The organism is Marinobacter sp. MIT930201 (assembly GCF_047122665.1).
In the GTDB taxonomy this organism is placed as follows: domain Bacteria; phylum Pseudomonadota; class Gammaproteobacteria; order Pseudomonadales; family Oleiphilaceae; genus Marinobacter; species Marinobacter salarius.
Genome location: NZ_CP138916.1, coordinates 2297487 through 2324072, shown reverse-complemented (window position 1 = coordinate 2324072; position 26586 = coordinate 2297487). Strand labels below are relative to the sequence as shown.

The following is a 26586-nucleotide window of genomic DNA, read 5'->3' as shown; positions in this document are numbered from 1 at the left end:
GGGTTTCAGAAATCCGCCCTGAGCGTCACCCCCGCCACCGTCTTGTCGTAATCCGCAGAATCCACGTTCGAGGTGTACTGGCCCCAGGAAACACTGGGCTCAACACTAAACACCTCGTTGAGTCCAATCCGCCAGCTGGCCTCCAGAATACGGGCTTTGTCCGCCCGCTCATTGCTTGAGCGTTCGGTAAGGTCACCGGTCAGAGGGTCCGTCAGAACCGGGCTGGTACTGGTGACGGTCACCTCTTCATACTCCCTGTCCTCGTAACGCCAGCCAAACCGCAGGCGGTTTTCCTCGCCGGCCAGGATAAACCGATGCACCAACGCTACCCGAACGCGAAGCAGGTCATTGTCGTAGGCTTTCGCCTCCGCATCTTCGCGATCACCGTCAAGGCCGAGTAGAAAGTGGCTCTGGGCCTGGTTGAAAAAGAAGAACGCATCCAGACTGGCGCCTTTTATCTCGGCATCCCGCGCATCACTGTCATCAAATTCCTTGCGCTTGTCCTGCAGGCTGCCACGCAGATAAACGTCCTCCGCGAGCAGGCTGCCCAGATAGACACTGGCACGCCGGAAATCGAGGAACGGGTCTGACCCCAGGGTTGCGTGGGAATAGTAGTAACTGGTGCCAACGGTGACCGGGTCGAAGTCATAACTGACATCGGCCGACAGCAGGTGAATGTCCTGATCGAATTCATCAAGGTTCTGGTACCGTCTGCCCGAGAGCGAATAGCCGAGCGTCACGTTTAACCGCTCGGTGGGTTTCAGGATGCCTTCCAGACCGGCGTCGAAAACCCAGGCCTGATCGCTCTCATCGGCGGACGTGTTCAGTTCATCCACGGTCACGTTGCTGTCGTGCTCGTAACCGCCTTCAAGATATCCGTTCGCTGACGCTTTCTCCTGCGCCTGAACCATTAATACCGGTGACGCCAGGCCAATGGCCAGGGGCAAGGTCAAAATACGTTGAATCAACTGCATGTCTGCTCCTTTCACTTGGGCGTCCAAAAGAAAGCCGGGCCCTATGGCCCGGCGAGTCTGGAGGAGTGGTTATAGCAGGCCGCCACTGCCGGACCCTTTCACGGTCCCCTTGACGGTGTTCTGCACTTCACTCCGGACGCTCTCAGATACAGACGTTCCGATCTGCTGATTGGTTTCAGCGCGAATTTCAGCATTTCGGGTCTCGTTCATGCGCTCTTGCGCCTGTTCGCGCTTCTCACCAGCTTCATCGCGAGCCGTGTCCGCTGTAGCATCGGCGGTTGCTCGCACCTTCTGGCCGGTTTCAACGCCAGCGCTGACCGCCTGATCGGCCCTTCCGCGGGCTTCTTCACTGGCCGCCTGGCGTTGGTCGGCAGCTTCGTCTCGAGCGGCTTCGCCGTTGACACTGCCCTCTGCGCTTGCAGAGGCACCACCATTCGCGGAAACACCGTTGCGGGTGCTGGCTTCCGCACTCATGTTGGTTTCAGCCTGCGCGTTTGCATTGGCCGCGCCAGACCCTTCTGCGGCGAAAACGCCGGTGGAAAGAATGGAACAGATTGCGAGTGTCAGTACATGCTTTTTCATGGTTACGTCCTCCTGATTTACCCGTTTCGGGTGGCTTTCATCAGGGAGACGGCTGAGCCTTGCGTTTATTCCAAAAAAATTTCACCGCCTATGTTTTTGGCACGTAAGGTCGAACATCCCAGCAGAAATAGCGTTTCAATGCACTGTTTGCCTCGTGGTCTTTCTGGCGCCAGCCATAGACCTTGGGTTTGCTGGTTTCAATGGCGAGGGTGCCAAACACCAGCCAATCGTAGATCGCCAGTGTGGAGGTCACATTCTTGGCTGAATTGGGCCCGCGGGCGTGATGATGGTGGTGCTGAGTGGGAAAGACCAGAATATGCGCCAGTGCCCACATGGTCTTGCGAACCCAGGCCCAGCGGTGGTTGTGGAAATACAGGTCATAATTCCAGTTCACATGAGTATGGGCCGCCCATAGTCCCTTGAAGGCGGTGGCAATCAGGAACACCTCTACCAGCCCCAGATAAAGACACAGCAACTGGAAGGTGTAGTTGGGCATGATCAGCCACCAGGCCCAGCCATTGACGAAGGTCTGCGTTACCGTCAATTGGCCCTTGTTGTCCTGGCCGCCCGACATGTGGTGCGGGCGGTGGCTCATCTTGTAAAACGCCTGAACCCATTGCAGAACACGGTTATTGGGTCGGCGCCGGTGGGCAAACAGGTGGAAACTGCCGTGGATAAACTCTTCCACGCAGAAAAACACGATCAACGTGGGCCAGAAATACGCCTGTTCGAGCCAGGCCAGTGAACCGGCGCTGCCAGGAATCAGCGTTGACAGACCCAGCGTCAGCAACAGCAACACCAACGGCCTTTGCACCGCCACCATCATGAACGTGGCAAGAAATGCCATGCGCCAGTCCTGCGTGTTCTTGCGACCTTCACGGGTACGGCCGCTGACTACCTCCCAAAGGGCGGTAACCACAATAAAAGCCGTAACCAGCATCGTCAGTTTTTGGTCGTCCATTATTGTTCTCCGAGACGAGGGTTTGTACGTCTTCTGACGCTACTGGGGAGAGCTATATCTTTCTATTCAATATTTGGTATAAGTATTATCCATGAAACTGAACTTACGAAGCGTCGACCTCAACCTGCTGCCGGTGTTCGACGCCATTATGGAAGCCGGGCAACTCTCCCGTGCCGCAGACACCCTGGGCATGAGCCAGCCCGCCATCAGTGCCGCATTGCAGCGCCTGCGTCATACCCTGGGTGATCCACTGTTTGTGCGTACCCATCAGGGTATGGTGCCGACGCCCCGCGCCCGTGAGCTGCACAGAAGCCTCAGCCAGCAACTCGGCGCCATGCGCGACACACTGGACCCGGCCAATCGCTTTGTGCCCGGCACCAGCCAGCGACGCTTTCGCGTGCTCAGCAACGACTATTTCGAAATGGTGGTGTTACCAACGTTACTGACACGCCTGAGAAGCGAGGCGCCCAATGTGGTGGTGGAGGTCGCTCTGGCCGGCGATGACATGCCCCAGAGGCTGTATACCGCCGAAGCGGATCTTGCCGTGGATGCCTTTGCAACAGAGAACGATCGATTACGGCGGCAAGTACTTCTCGCGGAGAGGCTTGCGGTGGTGGCACGACAGGACCACCCCGACCTGCGGAGAGATTGCAGCAAACAGCAGTTTCTGGACGCCGAACACGTCGTACTGCCGGATCGGAACCGGCGCTTGCCCCTGGACCAGATCCTCAACGAACCGGGTTGGCAGCGGCGAACCGGGGCCCGGGTCACCCAGTTCGCCAGTATGCTGGCCACCTGCAGCCGCTCCGACATGATTGCCACGGTGCCCGAACGTCTGGCCCAGCAGTACGCCCGGGCATTCGGGCTGAAGACCCTGCCGTTTCCGGTAGAGGTACCCTCGTTGCCGGTCTACCTGCTGTGGGCACCGGTGATGGACAATGACCCGGCCCATATTTGGTTCCGCCAGCGTCTGATGGACAGTGTCACGGGCTAATGGGCCGGTTTTCACGATCGATGTCATCAAGAGTCTCAAACAACCACACACCGGCAAGAGCCTCCAGCGCCTCTGCAATCACCAGCTCGTCCTCCCGGTCCTTGCGCCAGATAAAACTCAGGGCACAGGGGATACGCACGCCTTCCACAACGACCAGCCCCCGTTCCTGTCGCTCTGCCATCGCCAGGGCATCCCGGGCCAGGCTGAGCCCGACGCCCGCCCTGACCAGGTCCAGCATGCAGGCTTCCTGGTCGACCTGTGCAACGCCATTTGGAACCAATCCGTGAGGCTCCATTGCGTCAGCCAATAACCGATTGTGCACTGAATCCGGCGGCGTCACGATCCAGGGCAGCCCGGCGAGGCTCGACCAGCGACTGTCCGCCACCCGTGACGCCCATCCCGCCGGTGCAATAACGTGATAGTCAAACCGGGTCAGCTCTCTGTACATTAACTCTGGCGATGACTGTCCAGCGCCCAGACCTGGCGGGGCAAGAAAAAAACCAACGTCCAGGCTGCCATTACGGACCTGTTCCAGAACCCGGCCACTCATCCCCTGATGCAGCTCGGTTTCAAGTTGGGGCGCGCGAGCCACCAATTGGTGTAGAAACGACCCCAGACGGATAAATTCCGGATCCACGATGGTGCCTATCTTAAGGCGTCCGCGAACCGTGCTGTGCAATGCCTGGGCGCTTTGCTCAAATGCGGCTATTCCCGCCAACGCCTTTTCTGCCACCGGCAACAGGTTGTGACCATCAGCGCTCAGCACCAACCCCTGCGGCTTACGCCGAAAAAGCCTGAGGCCAAGATCATCCTGTAGCTGTTTCAATTTCAGGCTCACGGCCGGCTGTGTCAGATGCAGTCGCTCGGCAGCCCTGGAAACACTCCCCTCACGAGCCACAGACACAAAGGCACGTAATCCCTGCAAGTGTTGCATAGTCGTCTCCCCCTCCTGAGCTCCAATATAAGTATTACTTATATCATGATTTAGAATAACTCAATTGCTTCGATGCCTGACCGATCGTAAATTATCTGTTCAATCCTTAGCCAACAACGACGAATGCCCTGATTAAGGGCTTCCAGAACACTTACAACAAACTGAATCAAAAACAGGAAAAGACAACCATGAGCAATCCAACGATCCAGCATTATATCAATGGGCGAATTTCAGAAGGCAGCTCCGGCCAAACTCAGGACGTATTCAATCCCGCTACCGGCAAGGTCTCAGGCCAGACCGCTCTTGCCAACCGCGATGATGTTGATCAGGCCGTGGCCGCTGCGTCTGCCGCCTTCCCAAGCTGGGCGGACACCCCGCCGATTCGTCGCGCACGTGTCATGTTCAGGTTTCTGCAACTGCTTAACGAGCACAAAGACGAACTGGCCGAAGCGATTACTCGCGAACATGGCAAGGTCTTTACCGACGCTCAGGGGGAAGTTGCCCGGGGGATTGATATCGTGGAGTTCGCCTGCGGTATTCCCCAGCTTCTTAAAGGCGACTATACCGAACAGGTCAGTACCGGTATCGATAACTGGACGACCCGCCAGCCCCTGGGCGTGGTCGCTGGTATTACGCCGTTCAACTTCCCGGTAATGGTGCCCATGTGGATGTTCCCGGTGGCAATCGCTGCCGGCAATACCTTTGTGCTCAAGCCCAGCCCGATCGACCCCAGTGCGTCTCTGATGCTCGCTGATCTGCTCAAACAGGCTGGCCTGCCCGACGGCGTGTTCAATGTGGTGCAGGGTGACAAGGGTGCAGTGGAAGCGCTCATTGAGCACCCGGACGTTATGGCGCTGAGCTTTGTCGGCTCCACTCCGATTGCCAATCTGATCTATGAAAATGGCGCCCGTCACGGCAAGCGCATTCAGGCCCTCGGCGGCGCCAAGAACCACATGGTGGTTATGCCCGATGCCGATCTGGACAAAGCCGTGGATGCGCTCATTGGCGCTGGTTACGGAAGTGCCGGCGAACGTTGCATGGCAATCAGCGTGGCGGTTCTGGTCGGTGATGTTGCTGACAAACTGATTCCCAGGCTGGCAGAGAAGGCGCGCAGCCTGAAGATCAGGAACGGCATGGAACTGGACGCCGAAATGGGTCCGATTGTCAGTGCCGGCGCTCACCAGCGCATTACCGGTTATATTGATAAAGGTGTGGCTGAAGGCGCTGAACTGGTGGTCGACGGCCGCGACTTCGATGCAGCGTCAACGGGCGAAGGCTGCGGCGAAGGTTTCTGGATGGGTGGTACGCTGTTTGATCATGTGACTCCGGAGATGACGATTTACCGGGAAGAGATCTTCGGACCAGTGCTGGCCTGTGTGCGGGTTCCCGATGTTGCGACCGCCATCCGTCTGATCAATGATCATGAATTCGGCAACGGTGTCAGCTGTTTCACCGAGAGCGGCAGCGTCGCCCGTGAATTTGGCCGTCGCATTCAGATTGGCATGGTCGGTATCAACGTGCCCATTCCGGTTCCCATGGCCTGGCACGGATTCGGTGGCTGGAAACGCTCAATGTTTGGCGACACCCATGCCTACGGTGAAGAGGGCGTTAAATTCTATACTCGGCAGAAATCCATTATGCAGCGCTGGTCAGACTCCATCGATGCCGGTGCCGAGTTTGTGATGCCAACCGCCAAGTAACACGCAAACCAGTCCTGGAGACAGACCATGTCCAATAACAACAATGCACACGGGCAGCACGAGTTTGATTACATCGTCGTCGGGGCCGGCTCTGCCGGCTGCCTGCTGGCTAACCGTCTGAGTGCCGACCCGGCCAACCGGGTGCTGCTGATCGAGGCGGGCGGTCGTGACAATTACCACTGGATCCATATTCCAGTGGGCTACCTTTATTGCATCGACAATCCGCGCACGGACTGGCGCTTTCGCACCGAGCCGGACCCCGGCCTGAATGGTCGATCACTGATCTACCCCAGGGGGAAAACCCTGGGTGGCTGCTCCAGCATCAATGGCATGCTCTACATTCGTGGCCAGGCCCGGGATTACAACCACTGGGCCAATGTTACCGGAGAGCAGGCGTGGTCATGGGATAACTGCCTGCCCGACTTTATGCGTCATGAAGATCACTACCGGTTGGACGAAGAAGGCGACGCCGATCCGGAACACGGGAATTACCACGGCCACGGCGGTGAGTGGCGGATCGAGCATCAGCGGCTGAAATGGACCGTTCTGGAGGATTTTGCCAGCGCCTGCGTTCAGGCTGGCATTCCCCGGACCCGGGACTTCAACCGCGGCGACAACGAAGGCGTTGACTACTTCGAAGTCAATCAGCGCTCCGGCTGGCGCTGGAGCACCTCGAAGGCGTTCCTGCGGCCGGCCAAGACGCGCCCTAACCTGACACTGTGGCATTCCACCCATGTCATGGCGCTGGACATGGCGGCCGGTGAAATGCCCCGATGCACCGGCGTGCGTGTTGAACGACCGGGAGAGGGAGAAATCACCGCCCACGCACGCCGCGAAGTCATCCTCTCAGCCGGCGCTATCGGATCCCCCCAGTTGCTGCAGCTGTCGGGCATTGGCCCGGCGGATCTGCTTCGGGAGCACGATATCCCGGTTGTTGCCGACTTACCCGGCGTCGGCGAGAATCTTCAGGATCACCTTCAAATTCGATCGGTCTACAAGGTTCGGGGCGCGAAGACCCTGAACACCATGGCCAACTCACTGATTGGCAAGGCACGAATTGGGCTGGAATATCTGCTTACCCGCTCTGGCCCCATGAGCATGGCCCCCTCCCAACTCTGTCTGTTTACCCGCAGTTCCGAAGAATATGAGTACGCCAACATCCAGTACCACGTTCAGCCATTGAGTCTGGAGGCATTTGGCCAGCCTTTGCATGACTTTCCAGCCATTACCGCCAGCGTCTGTAACCTCAACCCGACGAGCCGCGGTAGCGTGCGCATTCGTAGCCGGGACTCCAGAATCAAGCCCGCCATTGCCCCCAATTACCTGAACACCGAGGAAGACCGCAAGGTCGCAGCGGATTCCCTTCGGGTAACGCGCCGAATTGCAGAACAACAGGCATTGGCCAAGTATGAGCCGGAAGAGTTCAAGCCGGGCCTTCAGTACCAGACCGATGAGGAACTTACCAGGCTGGCGGGAGACATTGGCACCACGATTTTTCACCCGGTGGGAACCACCCGCATGGGGCGGGCAGACGACGACATGGCAGTCGTCGACCCTCACCTCAGAGTTCGTGGCGTCGCCGGCCTGCGCGTGGTGGATGCCGGTGTCATGCCGACCATCACCAGCGGTAATACCAACTCCCCCACACTGATGATTGCGGAGAAGGCGGCAGGCTGGATTCTGAACGGCACGTAAGTGCCGGCCAGCCCGCCGGACTGAAGGTCAGTACGTTGCTACCACTCCAACTGCGCGCCGGTCTGATACTCGATGACCCGGGTTTCAAAGAAGTTTTTCTCCTTACGCAGGGTGGCCTGCTCATCCAGCCAGGGTGAGACGTTCTTTGCTCCCGGGAACGGTTCGTCCAGGCCAACGGTTCTGGCCCGGCGATTGGCCACAAAACGGAACTGCTCGCTGTGGTACTCGGCGGAATAGCCCAGGATCGGGTCCCGCAGGATGTAGTTGGCGTAGGCGGTTTCAGCGGCTTCGGACTCGTCCCACATATCGCGCACGGCTTTGGGGTCCAGCGTGATGTTTTCCTCTTCCAGGATCTGGTTCACCACTTTCAGCCCGAACGAGAAGTGCATGGCTTCGTCCCGCAGGATGTACTGCAGTTGCTCACCGGTGCCCCGCATCAGGCCCCGGCGCTGCAGGGCGAAGATGGGGCTGAAACCGTTGTAGAACCAGGCACCCTCAAAGACCGCTGCGAAGAACAGGTAGGACATAATGAACTCCTGCAGGTCGTCCTTGTTGCGCAGGTTCATATCAGAGCGCATGGCGGCATCCAGCCGGCGGTTGGCCATCTGGATCTTGCCGTTGATCGCGGGGACCACCCGATAGCGATTGTAGATCTCGCTCTGGTCCAGGTTGAGGGTTTCAATGCAGTGCTGGTAGGCCCAGGTGTGCATGGCTTCCTCGTACACCTGCCGCGCTTGGTAAATCTGCAATTCCGGGGCGCTCATCTTCTCCATCACCGCCAGGCCGATGTTGCGCATCGCCAGGATGTCGGAGGTGGTGAGGTAGGCCAGCACGTTCTCATACACGTGCTTTTCCGGCGCGGACAGGCGGTGGTGGTAGTCGTGAACGTCCTGAGCCATGTTCACGTCCAGCGGCGTCCAGTGGTTCTTGTTGGCATTCATGAAGTATTCCCAGGCCCAGGGGTACTTGAAGGGTGCCAGCTGATTGATGTCGGTTTCGCCGTTGATAACGCGCTTGTCATCGACATTGACCGGGGCCGGACCCTCCTGGGTAGCCGGGCGGGTTTGGGTGTTTGGTTCGTCGTCCCAGTTGAGCATCTTTTAACCTCTAGAATCTTGGTGGCGGTCGGGTTTACTGGCAGGCTTCGCAGTCCGGCTCATCAATGCTGCATACCTGTGGTTGCGGTGCTGCTACCGGCGCGGTTTTCTCGGCACCCGTGGCCCCGAGCGAGCGCAGGTAATAGGTGGTTTTCAGTCCCCGTTCCCAGGCCAACTGGTACAACTCATCCAGCTTTTTGCCGCTGGGTTCCGCCATGTAAAGGTTCAGGCTCTGGGCCTGGTCCAGCCATTTCTGGCGCCTGGCCGCCGCCTCCACCAGCCAGCGGGCATCGATCTCAAAGGCGGTGGCGTAGCGGGCCTTCAGTTCCGCGGGAATACGATCAATCTGCTGCACGCTGCCATCGAAGTACTTGAGATCGTTCACCATCACGTTGTCCCACAGACCCTCAGCTTTCAGATCACGAACCAGAGATGGATTAACCACCGTGAACTCGCCGGAGAGATTCGATTTCACGAACAGGTTCTGGTACGCCGGTTCGATGGATTGGGAGACACCGACGATGTTGGAGATGGTCGCCGTTGGCGCAATGGCCATCACATTGCTGTTACGCATGCCATTGCGGGCGATGAGTTCCCGCACCGCCGTCCAGTCCAGGCGGCTGCTGGTATTCAGGCTCAGGTCACCGTCCTGACGGGCCTCTTTCAACAGGTTGATGGAGTCAATGGGCAGAATACCCTGATGCCACAATGAGCCTTCATAGGTCTCGTAGGCACCGCGTTCACCGGCCAGCGCAGCCGAGGCCCGGATCGCGAAATAACTGATCTGCTCCATCGCCACATCGGCAAACTCCACCGCTTCCGCGCTGGTGTAGGGCAGATTGAGTCGATACAACGCATCCTGAAAGCCCATCAGGCCGAGACCAACGGGCCGATGCTTGAAATTGGAACTCTTCGCCTGGGGCACTGCGTAGTAATTGATGTCGACCACGTTATCGAGCATGCGGACCGCAGTATTGACCGTGCGTTCTAGGCGCTGGACATCCAGCTCACCGTTGTGGACATGGGCCGCCAGGTTGATGGACCCCAGGTTGCACACGGCGATCTCATCCGCACTGGTGTTCAGGGTGATCTCGGTACACAGGTTGGAGCTGTGCACCACGCCCCGATGCTGCTGCGGTGAGCGCAGGTTGCAGGGGTCCTTGAAGGTGATCCACGGATGACCGGTCTCGAACAGCACGGTCAGCATCTTGCGCCAGAGCTGTTTGGCGGACACCGTATTGAACAGAGTGATCTCGCCCCTGGCCGCCATAGCTTCGTATTCCTGGTACCGCGCCCGGAATGCGTTGCCATAGAGGTCATGCAAGTCCGGAGTGTCGTTTGGCGAGAACAGGGTCCAGTCCTGATCACTGCGCATGCGCTCGATCAGCAGGTCCGGTACCCAGTTGGCGGTGTTCATGTCGTGGGTACGACGACGCTCATCGCCGGTGTTCTTGCGTAGCTCCAGGAACTCCTCAATATCCAGGTGCCAGCTTTCCAGGTAAGCGCACACGGCGCCCTTGCGCTTGCCGCCCTGATTCACCGCCACCGCCGTGTCGTTCACCACTTTCAGGAATGGCACCACACCCTGGCTGCTGCCGTTGGTACCCTTGATGTGGGAGCCCAAAGCCCTGACTGGCGTCCAGTCGTTACCCAGGCCGCCGGCCCACTTGGACAGCATGGCGTTGTCACGGATGGCACCATAGATACCCTCCAGATCATCCTGAACGGTGGTGAGGTAGCAGGATGAAAGCTGGGAATGTCGGGTACCACTGTTGAACAGGGTTGGCGTGGAGGCCATGTAGTCGAAGGATGACAACAGGTCGTAGAACTCAATGGCCCGGGCATTGGGGTCGTCTTCCTGCAACGCCAGACCCATGGACACGCGCATGAAGAAGACCTGGGGCAACTCCAGCCGGTCACCTTTCCAGTTGAGGAAATAGCGGTCGTAGAGAGTCTGCAGGCCGAGGAACCCAAACTGGTGGTCCCGCTCCGGCTTGAGGGCAGCACCCAGGCGTTCCAGGTCGAACGCCGCCATGGCGTCGTCCAGCAGCTCGTAGTGGATACCCTGCTCAATGAAGGTGCTCAGGGCCTGCGGGTATATTTCCGCCAGCGGCAAACTTAGGGGCAGGCTCAAGGCGGCTGCGGTTTCCAGCCTGAGTTGTTCCAGCAGCAGACGAGCGGTTACGGCACTGTAGTCCGGTTCCTGCTCGATGCGGCCGCGGGCGGTCATGATCAGCGCAGACAGCACCTCCTCCTCAGCGATACCGTCGTACAGGTTCCGCAGCGCCCCTTCCACCAGGGATTCGCCATCGATGCCCTCCAATCCCTGGCTGGCACGCTCCACCTGGACTTTCATCAGCCCCAGATCCAGCGGCGCGGCCTCACCGTTGGCTTTTTTCACCGTGAGCGTGGGATGGGCCTCCACCGGCGCCAGGCTGGCCCGCTCCTGGGCATGAGCCTCCCGGTAGAGTACATAGGCGCGGGCCACTTTCTGCTCCTCCGCCCGCATCAGCGCCAGTTCCACCTGGTCCTGGATATCTTCAATGTGCACCTTGCCGCCAGCTTTCAAGCGTCGGCTGATGGCCTGCATGACCTGATGGGTAACCTGCTCCACGGAATCGTGAATGCGAGCCGAGCCTGCTGCTTCATCGCCTTCGACGGCAAGAAACGCTTTGGTCACAGCAACACTGATTTTGCTGGCGTCGAATCCAACCAGGGCGCCATTACGTTTAATAACCTGTAGGGAGGCAGTGCTGGTTGAGGCAGATTGGCCGGGCTCGGCCAGGGTAGCAGTGGACATGTCGGTTCTCCTGAGTACGCGTTTATGCCAAGACCTTCGCGTACGCAGGGGCGAGCATTGCTCTGAACAGAGACAACGCAAAACCGATCTGCTCACCTTGATACGCGAAGGTGCAGTTGTATTCCCTGGCAGGTCTTCGGACTCAGGGGCGTGAACCTGTTGGCTCGGCCTTGCGTGGCGACTTCCCGGCATTCGCCAGTGTCTTTATGCCACGCTCGTTCCCCAATACCGCTGCGCGTCAGTTCCGGAGTCTCACCGGATTCCCGGTACCACGATCATCGTGATGAGGGCGATCTGTGATTGATCAGCCTTTGATCACTATATCTGGTACTAAGCCAAGGATATAAACACTATATAGACTAAGGTAAATCGCAACAAGGCACTTTTTCGACGGTTACCGGTCAGTAAACGAACCCATAGGAGCATCCCATGACACCGCTACCGAGATACCTGACGGCCGCCCTCGCCCTTTCGTTGATGGCCGCTTCGGCCCAGGCTGACAGCACGGAAAACTCGCTGATCACCGCGTTTTCGACCATAACGTCCCTGGAAGATGGCTGGGAACCGATGGAGTTTCCGAAGATAGACCGCCACAGTCGCTATCAGTTGACGGACGACAACGGCGAGCAGGTGGTCAAGGCCACCACGGACAACAGCGCCTCCGGGCTGATAGCCAGGGTGTCCGTCGAACCCGGGGATTCACTGATCCTGCGCTGGCGGTGGAAAGTGTCGAACGTTTATCAGCAGGGAAACGCCCGTAAAAAGGAGGGCGATGACTACCCTGCGCGAATCTACGTGGCCTTTGAGTTCGAGCCGGACGAAGCCGGCTTTTTCGAGCGCGCCAAACGCAAGACCGTGGAAGTGGTGTTCGGGGAGGAACTGCCGGGCAATGCGCTGAACTACATCTGGGCCAACCGGCTGCCGGTTGGCGAAATCATTGCCAACCCGTTCACCGATACCACGATGATGGTAGCGGTGAACTCCGGGACGACGAACACAGGCGAATGGGTCACGGTGGAGCGGGATATCGTTGCGGACTACCGCAAGGCCTTTGGCCGAGAGCCGCCGAAGCTGGTGGGCGTCGCCATCATGTCGGATTCCGACAACACCGGAGCATCTGCCACCGCCTGGTATGGCGATGTCAGCTTGGTCAAACCAGATTGATGACGCAAAACAGACCTACCGCGCCCATCACGATGGTATAGGGAAACGCCATCACAACCATCCGCCCGTAGGACAATCGCACCAGCGGAGCGATTGCAGACGTCAGCAGGAACAGAAACGCTGCCTGGCCATTGGGGGTAGCCACACTGGGCAGGTTGGTGCCGGTGTTAATGGCGATGGCCAACTCCTGGAAATGCTCGTAGTCGATACTGCCGGCGTCCAGCGCCTGTTTGATTTCACTGATGTAAACGGTGGCTACGAACACATTGTCGCTGATCATCGACAACAACCCGTTGGCAATAAAGAACATGCCCGGCTGCTGGTCCTGAGGCAGGCTGAGCACAAAATCGATGATCGGCTTGAACAGGTGTTGCTCGTGAATCACCGCGACGATAGCGAAAAACACCACCAACAGCGAGGTAAATGGCAGCGATTCCTGGAAGGCCTTACCGATCTGGTGCTCGTCAGTAACGCCAGTGAACGAGGTGATCAGGATAATCACCAGAAGGCCAATCAACCCCACCTCTGCCAGGTGAAACGCCAGCCCAACAACCAGCACCAGGGCCGCCATTGCCTGTACCCACAGGGCAGCCTGATCGGCTTTCGTGCGCTTGGTGCGCTCGTTGTCAGCAAACTCTTCCAGTACCTGGCGGACAGGCTTGGGCAACCGGGCGCCATACCCAAACCAGCGCAGCTTTTCCAGCAGCCAGCAGGTGGTCAGGCCGGCCACCAGCACCGGCAGGCTCACCGGCGCCATGCGCAGGAAGAAACTGACAAAGTCCCACCCTACTACCTTGGCGATCAGCAGGTTCTGGGGTTCGCCCACCATAGTGGAGACTCCCCCCAAGGCCGTACCAATGGCGCCGTGCATCAGCAGGCTACGCAGAAAGGCCCGGAACTTGTCCAGGTCTTCCCGGTGCAACTCAATCACGTGTTCATCGCTGTTGGCATTATGATCGGAGTGATGATAACCCTTGCCGGAAGCTACCTTGTGGTACACCGAGTAAAAACCGACAGCGACACTGATGATGACTGCGGTGACGGTAAGCGCGTCCAGGAACGCGGATAGAACGGCCGCAGCAGCACAGAACAGCAGTGACAACGCGGACTTTGACCGCACACCCACCAGGATCTGGGTAAACGTCACCAGCAGCAGCTCTTTCATAAAGTAGATGCCAGCCACCATGAACATCAGCAGCAGGATGACCGGGAAGTTCACCAACACCTCGTGGTACACCGCATCCGCTGACGTCATACCCACTAACAGGGCTTCAATCGCCAGCAACCCGCCCGGTAACAGTGGATAACACTTCAGCGCCATGGCCAGAGTAAAAATAAACTCCCCCACCAACGCCCAACCGGCCACGGCCGGGCCAAGGGTCCAGACAATCAGGGGGTTGGCAATCAGGAATAGAAGAATGACCTGTTTGTACCAGGCGGGTGCATTACCCAGGAAGTTGTGGGTAAAGCCGGAGAGAACGGTTGTGGGCATTGCGGGAATCTTCTGAGTAAACGGTTTGTTGGAATTGTGTGGCAGAAGGCCCGCATCTTCCTTGATATTTGTGTAACCGGTAATCCCCCAAAGGTACAGGGTGAGTGCCTATTTGGTCTTACATGAAACAAGGAAGAGTGGCCGGACGACCACTCAAAAGAGTTTCGTAATATTACTTAAAAACAGAGCCAGAATCGACTCTGTTTTCAGCACTCAGGGTTTATTATGACCGTTATCACTTCCCGCTTACGTGTCAGAACCGGTAAGAAACCGACGCCGTAACGTTACGTTCTGCCCCGAAGTAACAGAAGTCCAGACTGTTGTAGCAGGACGCCACGTATTCCTTGTCCAGCAGATTGTTCACGTTCAGCCGGGTAGAAACGCCTTCCAGGCCGAGCTTGCTGAAATCGTAGCCCAGTGCCAGATCCACCAGGGTGTAGTCCGGCACCTTTTTGGTGTTGGCATCATCGGCGTAGATGTCTGCGTTGTGACGGACACCCAATCCCGCGTTTGCCCCATTAAGGACTCCCTGCGTGAACCGGTAACCGGCCCACAGGGTCAGCTGGTGTTCCGGCACCTGGCTGGCGGCATTGCCCTCGCGATAGGCCTCGGACTTCTCAAAGGTGACGTCCGTGAACGCATATCCGGCCTGGACATTCAGGTTCTCCGTCAGCTGCGCCTTGGCTTCCAGCTCCACACCCTGGGACTCAATCTCACCAATACTGCGGTAGAAGGACTCCTGTGGCTGCTTGGTGGCCAGATTCTCCTGGTTGATGCGGAACAGAGAGAGCGTATACAGGTCCGTGGTTCCCACCGGCTGGTACCTAAGCCCGGTTTCTATCTGCTTGCCTTCACTCGGGGCCAGCAGGTCGCCGTTCTCGTCGGTATAGGCGCTGGGCGAAAACGACGTGGAGTGGGACACGTAGGGTGCAATGCCGTTGTCGAACAGGTAGAGCAGCCCGGCACGGCCACTGAACTGGGTTTCGTCCAGCTCTGTCACTACACCGGTGTCACGATTGGTGTTCTCGATCTCCACCCAGTCGTAACGGCCACCCAACGTCAACCGCCAGCCACCGGTGGCCAGCTGGTCCTGCAGATAGACCCCGGTCTGTTTCTGCTTACGGAGATTGCGTTGCGGGGGGTATAGGGCAGAGGGATCGGCCCCGTACTCAGGATTGAAGGCATCGATGGCCGGAAAGGCGCCCGACGGCCAGACCACGTCGTTCTCACGCTGCTGATAGTCCACCCCCACCAATACGGTGTGATCCACCGCGCCAGTCGTCAATTCCCCCTGAATCTGGTTATCAACGGTGAGTGCCTGCAGATCCTCATCGCCACCGGAGTAGTAGCGGTTAAGCTCAGTGGCCGAGGCCCAGCCGTAGGCATAAACCTGTTTCAACTCAACGTCCGAATCCAGGTAACGGGCTTTCTGCAAGGCGGACCAGTTACGATTGATTCGATGCTCCAGATCGTATCCCACCATGGTCATGTCGCGCCGGAAAAGGTCGTAGTCCGGTTCGCCCTCAAAAAAGGTGTTGTCGATTTTCTGGCCGTCGCGGGACTCCACCGTGCCCTCGTACGGCAAACCGCTGTGGTAGCCACCTTCCGGATCACGTTGAAGGTAGGCCAGCAGAGTCACGCTGGTCTCGTCGGTCATGTCCCAGGTCAGCGACGGGGCAATGGCGCGACGGTCCAGTTCCACGTGGTCCTGTTGCGCGTCAGCAGCGGAAGCAATGCCGGTCACGCGATAGGCAACCCGTTGCTCATCATCCACCGGACCGGTGACATCAAAGGCAAAGCTGCGCTGGGCGTTGTTGCCGAGCGAGACACGGATTTCACCCCCATCCCGGAACTCCGGACGCTTGCTGGTCAGGGCAACAATCCCACCAGGGGAGCCCTGGCCGTAGAGAACGGAGGTCGGGCCTTTAACAATCTCAATACGCTCAAGAAACCAGGGATCAATGGCAAAGGAGCTGTAGGAGCCACCGTCGTTCATCACCCGCAGGCCATCCAGATAGGTGTTGTTGATACTGCCATCGGAAAAACCGCGGAGAATCAGATAATCGTAGCGGTTGGAAGACCCCACCTGGTTCGTACCCACACCCGGGGTATAGCTGGCGGCGCGCTGCACCGTACGGGCGCCTTTTTCTTCCCAGTCTTCGCGGCTGACAACAGATACTGATTGCGGGGTTTCAATCACCGGGGTATCGGTTTTCGTGGCGCTGCGGGTCGCTGTTACGTTTAGCGCATCCAGCATTTTCGGTTCGCCCTGTTCCTGGGCAACGGCTAATGGCGCGCCGGTGACACCGACAAGGGCCATGGCAACCGCAAATGACAAACGGGAATGTCGGAACATGAAAACCTCACTTGGGTCTAACGATAATTTAATGCGAATTATTCGCTTTTAGATCCAGCATTAGATATGCCAAGTGACAGAATTTATATGCGGAATGATAAATACCGTGATTCAAACGACGGTTTTGGGAGAAACACCGAACTGGCGCCGGAACGCGGTCGCAAAGTTAGTGGCATGTCGATAGCCGGACCGGTGGGCAGCCTGCTGAACAGAGTATCCCTGCTCCAGGTAATGCCAGGCCAGGTTCAACCGGCACTTCCGCAGATACCCGAACACCGACAATCCGTAGGTCGCACGGAATTTACTACGCAAACTGCTGGGACTCATTGCGGCACGGCTGGCGAGATCCGTCAGGGAGTAATTGTCCGTCGGGGCGAATTCCATCAGCTGACGAATGGCCTCCAGGCGCTGGTGTTCCTGGGTGGACGCGCGACTTTTCCGTTCAATCGCTGGCACCTGCTCCGGAAGACCATAACCCACCAACTGCAGAGCCAGACCTTCCAGCACCAGTGTTTTCTGAAGCTCAGGCAGCCCGACGCCAAGGGGTTGCTCAAGAGCCGTCATGAGAACTGGTGGAACGTCCCACAGCACCACTGGGTCCTGCACCCCCCTGAGCAGGGCTCGCAGAGACCCCTGTTCGGTCTGCGCCGGCAACGGGCCACCGGGATCAAAAGCCAACACAATGGTTTTCAAACGTTGACCAGCAGGCTGATAGGCTGCCAGTGCATATTCCGGTCGTAATTGCAGGCTGGCAGCCATGCCACTCCCAAGCTCCCGCTCGACCGCACCAACCGACAGGCGAATGTGCCCTTCGAGCACGATCACCATCAACAGGGGCGCATGGCCCAGCGACACCGATTCATAGCTCTGGGAGATCGTCAGGTCGGAATGAGTGAAGCGAAACCCCGACGGTAGCGGGGTTTCATCAATCCACCCCCGGGCGATGGTTGAATCGTCATCGGGGGCGTCATGGCCGTCGACGCAGGGGAAGCGGTAGCTGATTCCGTACTCGCGGCCAAAAGCCAGGAAATCCTGCCTGCCGAACGACGTTAGTTCGGCACGATCTCCCAACACTAGCCGGCTGTACTCGCTGTTGTGCCTGACACCGCGGGCGCAACGGCATCCGCCACCATCTCGGCAGTGATTGCAGACAGGGTCCAGCCCAGATGACCGTGACCCGTGTTATAGAACACGGTGGGCAACCGGCCCGGACCGACTCGCGGCATCATATTGGGCAGCATGGGGCGCAGCCCTGCCCAGGGTACGACGCGGCGGGTGCAAACCCCAGGGAAACACTGCTCGACCCATCGGGTGAGCGGCCGGATCCGGTCATCCCGGATATCACGGTTATAGCCGCTGAATTCCGCCGTACCCGCAACCCGGAACCGATCATCTCCCAGCCGGCTGGTGACTATCTTGGTGGCATCGTCCAGCAAACTGACCGTCGGTGCCGCTTCCTGGGAGGCTTGGTCGTCAAGCTCAACGGTGATGGAATACCCCTTCACCGGGTAAATGTTGACTCGGTCCCCCAGCTTGGCGGCCAGTTCCCGGCTACCCACGCCCGCACAGATCACCACACCATCAAAGGTGTCACGAGTTTGCTCTTCACCATCAAACGAGGTGACCCAGGCGTGGGATTGATCCGCACTCAGTTCCGTCACCGAGTGCTCATAACAGGTTTTGACGCCGAGGCGAAGAATGGCCTCCGCCAGGCCATTGGTGAACTTATGGATATCACCGGTTGAATCGCTTTCGGTGTAGAAACCGCCGTAATAGGTCCCCGCCAGCGTGGGTTCAATAGCCCTCATTTCCTCGGGAGTGACCGCCCGACGTTCCAGGCCGCCGGCAGCCAGCAACCTGGAAACATTCGCCGCATGGTCGAACCCGGCCTTGTCACGGTAGATATGGAGGATGCCCTGCTTCTTCAGATCAAAGTCGATCCCTTCGTTCTGCGCCCAGGCAAACAGGTGATCCCGGGCGGCAATCGCAAGGCGTGCGGTTTCCGTGGTGTTCTGTTCGTACTGGGGAATCGCGGCGATGAACTCGGCGAACCAGCTCAGTTTGTGCCAGGAAGGCTTGGGGTTAACCAGCAGCGGCGCATCCCTCCGGGACATCCACTTAAGGCCCTTGATGATGGTCTGCCAGTTGTTCCAGACCTCAGCGTTGGAGGCGGACAGTTGGCCACCATTGGCGAAAGAGGTTTCCATCGCCGCATAACGGTGTTTCTCGTAAACGGTGACATCCAGGCCGCGCTTGGCCAGGGTGTATGCGGTGGTGATACCCGTGATACCACCGCCAATAACTGCAACTCGCTTCATAATACTCTCCAGGGGCGTCCAGGGTTTCCTTTCTCCACAGCATGGTAGAAAGCACCCCTTCCGTCACTGGACCTGAGAGATTCACGCACCGTTCCAACGGAACCGGCCGCTTGCTCCTTCGGTGTGCCAACGGACGCAGTCGTTGGCAACTCTTCGGAAAGTCTTCATGTCAGCGGTCCTTTTGCCTGAGAGTTTCCGGGGCAGTTGCTCCTTCGGCGCCGAGTGCATGGTTTGCGACTCGATCTCTCCCGCTGACACCTCATTGTTCGACGAATACTAGCGTAACAGGGACGCAAAAGTTGAACTCGCCCTGCAGAATATTAGCATACTCCGGGCAGCAGTGTAGGATAATAATAAAGTTGGTAACAAATTGCCTTTTGAAGCGCTGGTTTTTGGTACCGCCTAATCGCTAGAAATAAATAACGTTGGTAACTTTTGAGGCGATCGCCGAGAAAAGCGCCCACATCAATAGTAATAAAGTTGGTAACTTATTTGTGGCAAGCTCCCAGTAAAAGATTCAAGCTTCCCACAATGGGGCTCGAAAACGGTTCAGATGGTCGCAAAGTAGGCATTCCGGTCAGAGCCTGAAGGCCTCGCTTTTAGGGTCGTGAGTCATGCGTGTTGAGGGAAGTGCAGAACGAATTACAAATATTCGTTAGGTGATTGAATGCATTTGCTAAACATCCACAGAGACTACAACTTACGCTCGTACTTTAGAAGCCCGCTTTTACGGGCCAGCCACCTAGGCAAAACTACAATGTGCCGCCCATTACCAAGGTCCTGAATTTCTGAAATCTGAGAAATGGGCAGGACATACGACTCACCGGCCATGCTCGCCAAGTAAAGGCTACCATAGTCAAAATGACCGCCAGTGACCTTATAGGAACGCGGCGCAGCCTTTCGGATCATTACTTCGATCGCACAAGTTTCGGTCATAAACACTTGACGCCTGTACTCAACCGCCGCGCTAGCAGTCGGTTGAAGCGCATGGTTAGACACTCTTTGATTAGGGACCCCAGCATCCTTCACTTAGCAGTTTTTTGGAGTCGATATGCATGCTCGAATGAGTCCGCACGCTTACGACTTACCAACTTAAACTCCAGTGACCCCGACGTTTTTCTAGCTGTCCAATAATTCCCAACTAGTTTCTCTGGCGATCTCGGAGGACCTTCTATGCCCAGTCGCGTAGCACCATAGTGCATGCGGCTGCGGGTTTGCTGTAATTCTATTTCTGGTTCATTTAAGAAAACCGTTGCTAGAATGAACTTGTCGCCAGGCTCCGCCGTTACTGATGCAGCGACCGTGGTTGATGATGACTCTTTCGTATACTGGCGAACGTTAATTTCGTCTACTGTTTGGGTAACGATAAGGACCGCATCTATTGGGCCACGCGGTTCGGTTTCCCCATCATGAATATAATCAGATTTAAGCTTCCCGACCCACGTCCCGGTTAAGTTCGGTGTTTGGGTTAGCAAGTGAACAATAGGCCAGTGCCAACCCCAATGTTTGAATACAAACGCCGTGGCGGTGAGCACGGCGACAGCTACCGAGAACGGTCCCAAGTAGCTCCATGTCAAAGTGTACCCTTGTAGCAATAGATAGATAGCCCAAGTAGCGACGACCAATCCTACAATGATGGTTGCATACGCCCTATTCATTTGCTGAACCCGACATGCTGCCAAGCTTTCAGAAGGAACGAATGTGCTCCAGCTTTGGTCCACGGCTGCTCGCTACCAAAAAGCCATTTTAGTCCGCTCACCTCCAAGTAGACCAAATCATCTGTTTCTGGCTTTGTGCCATTCCAAACCTCAGTGATTACAGCTTTTAAGTCGTCGTATAAGTCGCCTTGCTGGAAGCAGCCATCTGAAGCATTGAAAGCCAAGCATTCCAACAAAAAAGAGGGCACGTCAGCGGCTTTTCGTGTCGCCTGGTCTGTACTCTGTTTCATATCGTCGCGAAGACATTTTAAAACTCTTGCGACGCGTTTATATCGACGACCAGTGCGGTTGTTTTTGTCAACACCATTTGCATAGTGGTCTCCATGCCAGTTAATAATTCTTGCATTATCCTTACCCCTCATTTCGACACCTTCTAAATAATGCCATGTCCCGTCCGCGTTTTGCTTCCCGGTGTACCTATGATGCTCCAGGAAAACCGCAACGTCCGCGTCTAGACGAGCAGTGTTAGAGTGGACGTCAAATGCTTTTGAGCCAGCGGTCACTCCGTCGGCCCCAAACTTGGCGCGTAAAGCTTTTCCCACATCTTCGCGAAATGCTTTTAAGCCGTACTTCACTCCACCTGCATGACCTAAGTCTTCTGGTTGAGGCGGCTTACCATTCGGATATTTTGAGAAGAAACAATCGTGGAGCACCACGGCAATATCAATGTCACTTTCGTTTCTAGTATTCGTGTTGTTTTTATAAGAGCCTGTTCCATATACGCTTATTCTTTTGCCTTCCAGAGGAGCATGCCCGGATATCGCGTCGTCGACCATTCTTGCGGCCCGATCTGCCTTCGCTTCTTCACTATCGCTTGGTGGTCGAGACCATCGAGAGAATCGGTCATTCCAGTACTGAGACATAATCGCTCCGAGTATTGGTGAACTTATGGGTTATTATCGTTCCTGGATTTAACACGAGCCTAACGTTCATGCCGGGGGGACCCGGACGCTAGTAGAAAGAGACATCATGATTATTATTTGTCCCAAGCTGGCGCAACACTATCCGTCCGACGGTTTTGCGATCTGTGAAATACTTGCCGGAAAGCTCTAACTGGCAATTACCTTCCAACTGAACGCTACGCACGTCAAAAATTGTCGAGCCACAATAGCTTGGCCATGCGGGATTCTTCGGGTCAGCGCGATAAACGTAGTACAGTTTCTTTTGCCCGGCTTCCATGCTGGGCGTTGTGTCGAGCGTGACAGATTTCATCGTTTCACCATGGATATCGATTTCCGTGGAAAGCAAAGTTTGGCGAACTACAGCTCGAACATCTATGGCCTTTCCATCTTCGAGGGTTATCTCACCCTGCCACGTTCCATTCAGGTCAGGGTAGATGGATTCGTTAATATACCCTATGAATGCCCAAATCTTCCGAGAACACGAAGGGAGCATTAGTAAGGTCACTAAAAATGTGCTGACAATCGAGGAGATCGTGACGACCTTAAATAGAGAATAATCTGGAAGCCATATGGCCTGAACAAAGGCGTAGATTCCGATGCTCAAGGCGACAGTTGTGTACGCCACATACTTGAGTAGTGAATCAAACCGGATGATCCGAACCATCTAGATTTCTCCAAGCCTTGAATATCGGTGTATGCAGTTCTTACCGTTACTCTTCGCAGATAGAAGGGCGATGTAAGACTGACTCAGCGACTGACCTACCCCCGCTGAGAGAGTAATCCCCTCCGGAGCAAACTTGCAGAGTTCCGTGAAAGCGCGCTCAAAATCAATATCACTTTCTATTGAAGCTGCCACACCGTCTGCAGCACAGAAAATCACCTCAAACCCCTGCCCCTTGAGGAAATTGGATATTTTTTCCGTGGCACCTTTCATCTCATCACAGAATTGAGAGAGCTTAGCTGTCGCATTTTCAAGATAGAGTGACGTGATCTTCCTGCCCACATCGTCTCCATCTATTGAGATGTAGTTCAAATTAACCTCTACGAATCTGAATGGCATTGCTTTGAGGAGCTAGCATCAAATCTCAGCCGTTGCTTTAGCTTTTTTCCAGCGGGCTAATGGGCGCAATTTGTTCCTGCTCAATCCACGGTAAGCTTGTATCTTGACACCTACCGAGATCTTCATAAAGCGCTGAAATGGAGGGATAACCTCGCGCTGACTCAATCGCCTGCATCAACCCTACGACAGGTATTTCTTTGAGTTCGTCACCAACCTGAGTTGGTACCGGAGCATCCACACCCATGAGGTATGGCTGAATATCGATATCAAGTCGTTTCGCCAGAAACGCTAGGATTCTGTAACCACCCACGTCACGGTCGCCCCAGTGATAAACCGGTACCTCAGTTCGGATTTTGTCGATGATGATCTCGATTGCGTGCAGCCAGTGACGAGGCGGAAAACCTGCCGTGTAAATGACAACACCCGCATCATCGATCTCCCGTACATACCGCTCAAAGCTGGCACGGTTCTCGATGAACAGCAAATACGGTGGTCGTTGGAGCCACTCAATATCTTTAACTTCATCCGGGGAGACACCAATCCCGTAATGGAGCGCAGACAAATCAACAACACCTCGGCAGACTAGCTGGGCGCTCGCTTTTAACCGCATCGGCATTGGATATTTGCTGATCCCAAAATACTCCAGCAACTTCGACCCATCGTCCATCAGGTTTACCACATCGTCGTCCAGTTGCCCGAGCATCAAACGACGAATCAGATTCGCAAAACTCTTTCCCTCCAGCTTCTTGGAGTCATAAAAGAGCATTGTGCTGAGAGTTCTAATATCAGGGGCTGGCGAGGCGTCTTCCGACTGAACGATCCACTCTACAACCTTCATGGCATCGAAAAGCCGCTCGGATTGCTGTCGCTTAACGCCATTGAATGCCTTGTTGGCTGACCATGCCTCTGCCACATCGCGCTTCGTTGTCTCCCACCAGGGGACATGAAACTCAGCGGCCTCAAGCTGTTCGAAGGCGAGCTGTATGTCATCCGCCAGCGGGCTGAGACCCTGAGATGCCATGAGCCTGCGACCATCGGTAATGTGAACCGCCTCAATATGTTTGAATGCTCCTAAGGCCACTCTACGCTGATACTGAATGTCGAGATGCTTCAGCGCTTCTAAACTTTGGTGAAGGGCTGTTTTCTCACTGTTGTTCAGTGCGAAGTACCAGCGATAGGCGTGATCTGTAATGCCTATCCGTGCCTGAAGCTTTACACCACCTGGCTTATCAATTTGCTTAATCAGTTGCGCATGCATATTCCGGCCCATCATGAACGCCCATTCCGGACGAACGTGAACACCTATTCTGGTTCAACGTGAACAGTCATTCTGGTCGAAGATGAACACTTTTCAAGAATTTCCGGAATCGGTGTTCACCATGCCGGAATTGGCGTTCACGTTCCCGGAATCGGTGTTCACGTTCCACCAGAATCCTTCTTAACGCATTGTTTATTCAACCGCTTGCTACTCTGGTTCTTTTTTTGGGAATCAGGGTCATGGCAGCAAAGAGAAATCCAATGCGCAAAATCAGAGAAGTGCTTCGTCTGAGGCTGGAAGCCGGGCTTTCGATCCGGCAGATCAGCGCCAGTACCAAAACCAGTGTCGGGGCTATCCAGAAGCTCCTGACCCGAGCCCAGGCTTTAGAAATCACCTGGCCCTTACCCGAGAATCTGGACGATGGCCGCCTGGCGGCCATGCTCTATCCCGGTGCTGACCCCACCAGCTCCAGCCGTTACCAGGTACCGGACTGGTTGACCGTCCATCAGAACCTCAAACAGAAGGGCGTTACCAAGCAGTTGCTGTGGGAGGAATACACCGCCCAATACCCCAACCGGTGTTACAGCTATTCTCAATACTGTGACCGCTTCCGGCACTGGCAAAAGCAGCAAAGGCGCTCCATGCGCCAGATCCACAAGGCCGGTGAAAAGTGCTTTATTGACTACTGTGGCCCCACCGTTCCGATCATTAACCCGCAAACCGGCGAAATCCGCACGGCCCAGGTGTTTGTCGCCGTGCTGGGGGCGTCCAATTACACCTACGCGGAGGCGACCTGGAGCCAGGTATTGCAGGACTGGCTGATGAGCCACGTGCGCACCTTTGAATTTTTTGGCGGCGTTCCGGAGATGATCATTCCCGATAATCTCCGGAGCGGTGTCAACAAGGCCTGTCGGTACGATCCGGACCTGAACCCCAGCTACCAGCAACTGGCCGCGCACTATCAGGTCGCGGTACTGCCTGCGCGGCCCTACAAGCCCAAGGATAAAGCCAAGGCGGAGGTGGGCGTACAGATCGTTGAACGCTGGATCCTGGCGCGATTGCGCCACCACACTTTCTTCACTCTGGCCGACCTGAACCAGTGTATCCGGGCCTTGTTGGACGACCTGAACAGCCGCCCCTTCCGAGCGCTGCCGGGCAACCGGCAGGAAGCCTTCAAGACACTCGATCAGCCCGCCCTGAAAGCGTTACCCAAACACCCCTATGAGTACGTCGAGATCCGGCGTTGCCGGGTCAACATCGACTACCACATTGAGTTCCAGCGCCATTATTACTCGGTGCCGCACCAGTATGTCGGCGAGCAGGTAGACCTCCATGCCGGTGAGCGACTGGTGCAGATCTACTTCCGGCAGCAACTGATCACCAGTCACCCACGCAGCCATCAGTACGGCATCACCACCGAGCCAGGGCACATGCCCACCCGCCATCAAAAACAACAGCAGTGGACGCCCGGACGCCTCAAGAGCTGGGCCCGGGATATCGGACCGGACACCCTGGTCTGGGTCAGTGGCCGGATGGATGAGCGGGAACATCCGGAGCAGGCCTATCGGGTCTGTCTCGGGTTACTCAACCTGAGCAAGGCGTACCCCGCCGAGCGCCTGAATGCCAGTTGCCGCATTGCCAACCGCGAAGGCCTGGACCGGCTGAAACACATCAAGGCCATCCTCCGGAGCAACCGGGACAAGCTGCCGGAACAGCTGCCCTTACACACCGAACTGCCCCAGCATCACGAGAACATCCGTGGCCCAAAGAGCTTCCACTAGGACCCCCGTATGAACACCTTACAAACCCTGACACGACTGAGAGACCTGAAGCTCGGCGGCATGGCTGCCGCCCTGGAGCATCAACAAAATCAGCCGGGGACTTATGACGAGCTATCGTTCACCGAACGCCTGGAACTGTTACTTGATCGGGAGTTCCAAAGCCGGGACCACCGGAAGCAGGATCGTCTGGTGCGCCAGGCTCGCTTCAAGCTCCGGGCGTCCGTTCAGGACATCGACTACCAGCACCCGCGCAACCTCAAAAAGGCCCAGGTAGCTCAACTGGCCCAGGCCGACTGGCTCGAACGGGGCCAGAACCTGTTGATCACCGGCCCTTGCGGCAGCGGCAAGACCTACCTCGGTTGCGCCGTGGGGCACCAGGCCTGCCTGAACGGCCTCAGCACCCGGTATTACCGGATCTCCCGATTACTGCTGGAACTGACCCAGGCCAAAGCCGATGGCACCTACCAGAAAGCTCTCAGCCAGTTGGCCAAAGTAAAGCTGCTGATCCTGGACGACTGGGGGCTGGAAGCTCTGAAACCGGCACAGCGAAACGACCTGATGGAAATCATGGATGACCGTCACGGCACTCACTCAACCATGATCATCAGCCAGTTGCCTACCGATCAATGGTACGCCGCTATCGGTGACAACACCCTGGCTGACGCCATCCTGGACAGACTCATGCACAACGCCCACCGCTGGGCTCTGAAAGGAGAATCAATGAGAAAAAGACTTCAGGAAATTGACTGAACGTGAACACCCGGAGTACAAACTCCGGTGGGTGATGCGTTAAGAAAAAG

21 protein-coding genes and 2 riboswitches are annotated in these 26586 nt (G+C 56.6%); of the genes, 6 read left to right on the top strand and 15 right to left on the bottom strand.

Translation table 11 applies throughout. From position 1 onward, the window contains the following. Window positions 1-5: 5 nt before the first annotated feature. From SIC19_RS10630 to SIC19_RS10620, 3 genes are all read right to left on the bottom strand, one after another. Window positions 6-974 carry a surface lipoprotein assembly modifier gene (locus SIC19_RS10630; protein ID WP_036211659.1) on the bottom strand — a complete coding sequence of 323 codons (969 nt, stop codon included), beginning with the start codon at window positions 972-974 and terminating at the stop codon, window positions 6-8. 69 nt (window positions 975-1043) lie between these two features. Next, window positions 1044-1556, bottom strand: a complete 513-nt coding sequence (locus tag SIC19_RS10625; RefSeq protein ID WP_091644436.1) for a hypothetical protein — start codon at window positions 1554-1556, stop codon at window positions 1044-1046. Between the two features lie 88 nt (window positions 1557-1644). Then, window positions 1645-2517, bottom strand: a complete 873-nt coding sequence (locus SIC19_RS10620) for a sterol desaturase family protein (protein ID WP_085678273.1) — start codon at window positions 2515-2517, stop codon at window positions 1645-1647. A 91-nt stretch (window positions 2518-2608) separates the two neighbouring features. Here SIC19_RS10620 and SIC19_RS10615 point away from each other — a divergent pair, with 91 nt between their 5' ends. Then, window positions 2609-3511, top strand: a complete 903-nt coding sequence (locus SIC19_RS10615) for a LysR family transcriptional regulator (RefSeq protein WP_127401995.1) — start codon at window positions 2609-2611, stop codon at window positions 3509-3511. Here the strand turns inward: SIC19_RS10615 and SIC19_RS10610 are convergent. Further along, window positions 3501-4445 carry a LysR family transcriptional regulator gene (locus tag SIC19_RS10610; RefSeq protein WP_051947094.1) on the bottom strand — a complete coding sequence of 315 codons (945 nt, stop codon included), beginning with the start codon at window positions 4443-4445 and terminating at the stop codon, window positions 3501-3503. The two genes, SIC19_RS10615 and SIC19_RS10610, sit on opposite strands and share 11 nt — an antisense overlap. Before the next feature lie 188 nt (window positions 4446-4633). On the opposite strand from SIC19_RS10610, the gene SIC19_RS10605 reads away from it, so the two are divergent. After that, window positions 4634-6145, top strand: a complete 1512-nt coding sequence (locus SIC19_RS10605; RefSeq protein WP_127401996.1) for a CoA-acylating methylmalonate-semialdehyde dehydrogenase — start codon at window positions 4634-4636, stop codon at window positions 6143-6145. 27 nt (window positions 6146-6172) lie between these two features. Then, complete coding sequence (locus tag SIC19_RS10600) at window positions 6173-7840, top strand: GMC family oxidoreductase (protein WP_127401997.1); 1668 nt, start codon at window positions 6173-6175, stop codon at window positions 7838-7840. Between the two features lie 38 nt (window positions 7841-7878). On the opposite strand, the gene SIC19_RS10595 is transcribed toward SIC19_RS10600, so the two are convergent. Continuing rightward, window positions 7879-8937 (bottom strand): ribonucleotide-diphosphate reductase subunit beta, encoded by a 1059-nt coding sequence (locus tag SIC19_RS10595; RefSeq protein ID WP_075196426.1) that lies wholly within the window; start codon window positions 8935-8937, stop codon window positions 7879-7881. A 34-nt stretch (window positions 8938-8971) separates the two neighbouring features. Next, window positions 8972-11737 (bottom strand): ribonucleoside-diphosphate reductase subunit alpha, encoded by a 2766-nt coding sequence (locus tag SIC19_RS10590; protein ID WP_127401998.1) that lies wholly within the window; start codon window positions 11735-11737, stop codon window positions 8972-8974. 109 nt (window positions 11738-11846) lie between these two features. Beyond that, window positions 11847-12041: riboswitch (cobalamin riboswitch) on the bottom strand. A gap of 125 nt (window positions 12042-12166) precedes the next feature. Between SIC19_RS10590 and SIC19_RS10585 the strand changes: the two genes are divergently transcribed. Beyond that, a complete protein-coding gene (locus SIC19_RS10585) occupies window positions 12167-12901 on the top strand; it encodes a DUF3047 domain-containing protein (RefSeq protein ID WP_412535513.1) in 735 nt (244 codons plus the stop codon). Here SIC19_RS10585 and nhaB read toward each other — a convergent pair. From nhaB to SIC19_RS10540, 9 genes are all read right to left on the bottom strand, one after another. Further along, window positions 12888-14393, bottom strand: a complete 1506-nt coding sequence (gene nhaB, locus SIC19_RS10580; RefSeq protein WP_036211681.1) for a sodium/proton antiporter NhaB — start codon at window positions 14391-14393, stop codon at window positions 12888-12890. The two genes, SIC19_RS10585 and nhaB, sit on opposite strands and share 14 nt — an antisense overlap. 253 nt (window positions 14394-14646) lie before the next feature. Next, a complete protein-coding gene (locus SIC19_RS10575; protein ID WP_127401999.1) occupies window positions 14647-16749 on the bottom strand; it encodes a TonB-dependent siderophore receptor in 2103 nt (700 codons plus the stop codon). Window positions 16750-16860: 111 nt separating this feature from the next. After that, window positions 16861-17823 carry a helix-turn-helix domain-containing protein gene (locus tag SIC19_RS10570; RefSeq protein WP_228712270.1) on the bottom strand — a complete coding sequence of 321 codons (963 nt, stop codon included), beginning with the start codon at window positions 17821-17823 and terminating at the stop codon, window positions 16861-16863. Further along, window positions 17823-19067: a D-amino acid dehydrogenase gene (locus SIC19_RS10565; protein WP_036211690.1), complete on the bottom strand. Its 1245-nt coding sequence runs from the start codon at window positions 19065-19067 to the stop codon at window positions 17823-17825. The genes SIC19_RS10570 and SIC19_RS10565 overlap by 1 nt, the downstream gene beginning before the upstream one ends. A 163-nt stretch (window positions 19068-19230) precedes the next feature. Then, a riboswitch (glycine riboswitch) is annotated at window positions 19231-19328 on the bottom strand. 764 nt (window positions 19329-20092) lie between these two features. Beyond that, on the bottom strand, window positions 20093-20725 hold the full coding sequence (locus SIC19_RS10560) for a hypothetical protein (RefSeq protein ID WP_185906459.1): 633 nt from the start codon (window positions 20723-20725) through the stop codon (window positions 20093-20095). After that, window positions 20722-21648 carry a nucleotidyltransferase domain-containing protein gene (locus tag SIC19_RS10555; RefSeq protein WP_127402000.1) on the bottom strand — a complete coding sequence of 309 codons (927 nt, stop codon included), beginning with the start codon at window positions 21646-21648 and terminating at the stop codon, window positions 20722-20724. Before SIC19_RS10555 ends, SIC19_RS10560 begins: the two co-directional genes overlap by 4 nt. An 88-nt stretch (window positions 21649-21736) precedes the next feature. Continuing rightward, a complete protein-coding gene (locus SIC19_RS10550) occupies window positions 21737-22351 on the bottom strand; it encodes a hypothetical protein (protein WP_127402001.1) in 615 nt (204 codons plus the stop codon). Continuing rightward, window positions 22352-22690, bottom strand: a complete 339-nt coding sequence (locus SIC19_RS10545) for a mCpol domain-containing protein (RefSeq protein ID WP_412535512.1) — start codon at window positions 22688-22690, stop codon at window positions 22352-22354. It lies immediately after the preceding gene. Window positions 22691-22784: 94 nt separating this feature from the next. After that, window positions 22785-24020: a Wadjet anti-phage system protein JetD domain-containing protein gene (locus tag SIC19_RS10540; RefSeq protein WP_412535511.1), complete on the bottom strand. Its 1236-nt coding sequence runs from the start codon at window positions 24018-24020 to the stop codon at window positions 22785-22787. 224 nt (window positions 24021-24244) lie between these two features. On the opposite strand from SIC19_RS10540, the gene istA reads away from it, so the two are divergent. Then, window positions 24245-25786, top strand: coding sequence for an IS21 family transposase (gene istA / locus SIC19_RS10535; RefSeq protein ID WP_127401805.1), 1542 nt, complete (start codon window positions 24245-24247; stop codon window positions 25784-25786). Between the two features lie 9 nt (window positions 25787-25795). Next, a complete protein-coding gene (gene istB / locus SIC19_RS10530; RefSeq protein ID WP_127400812.1) occupies window positions 25796-26536 on the top strand; it encodes an IS21-like element helper ATPase IstB in 741 nt (246 codons plus the stop codon). The last annotated feature ends 50 nt before the right edge of the window (window positions 26537-26586 follow it).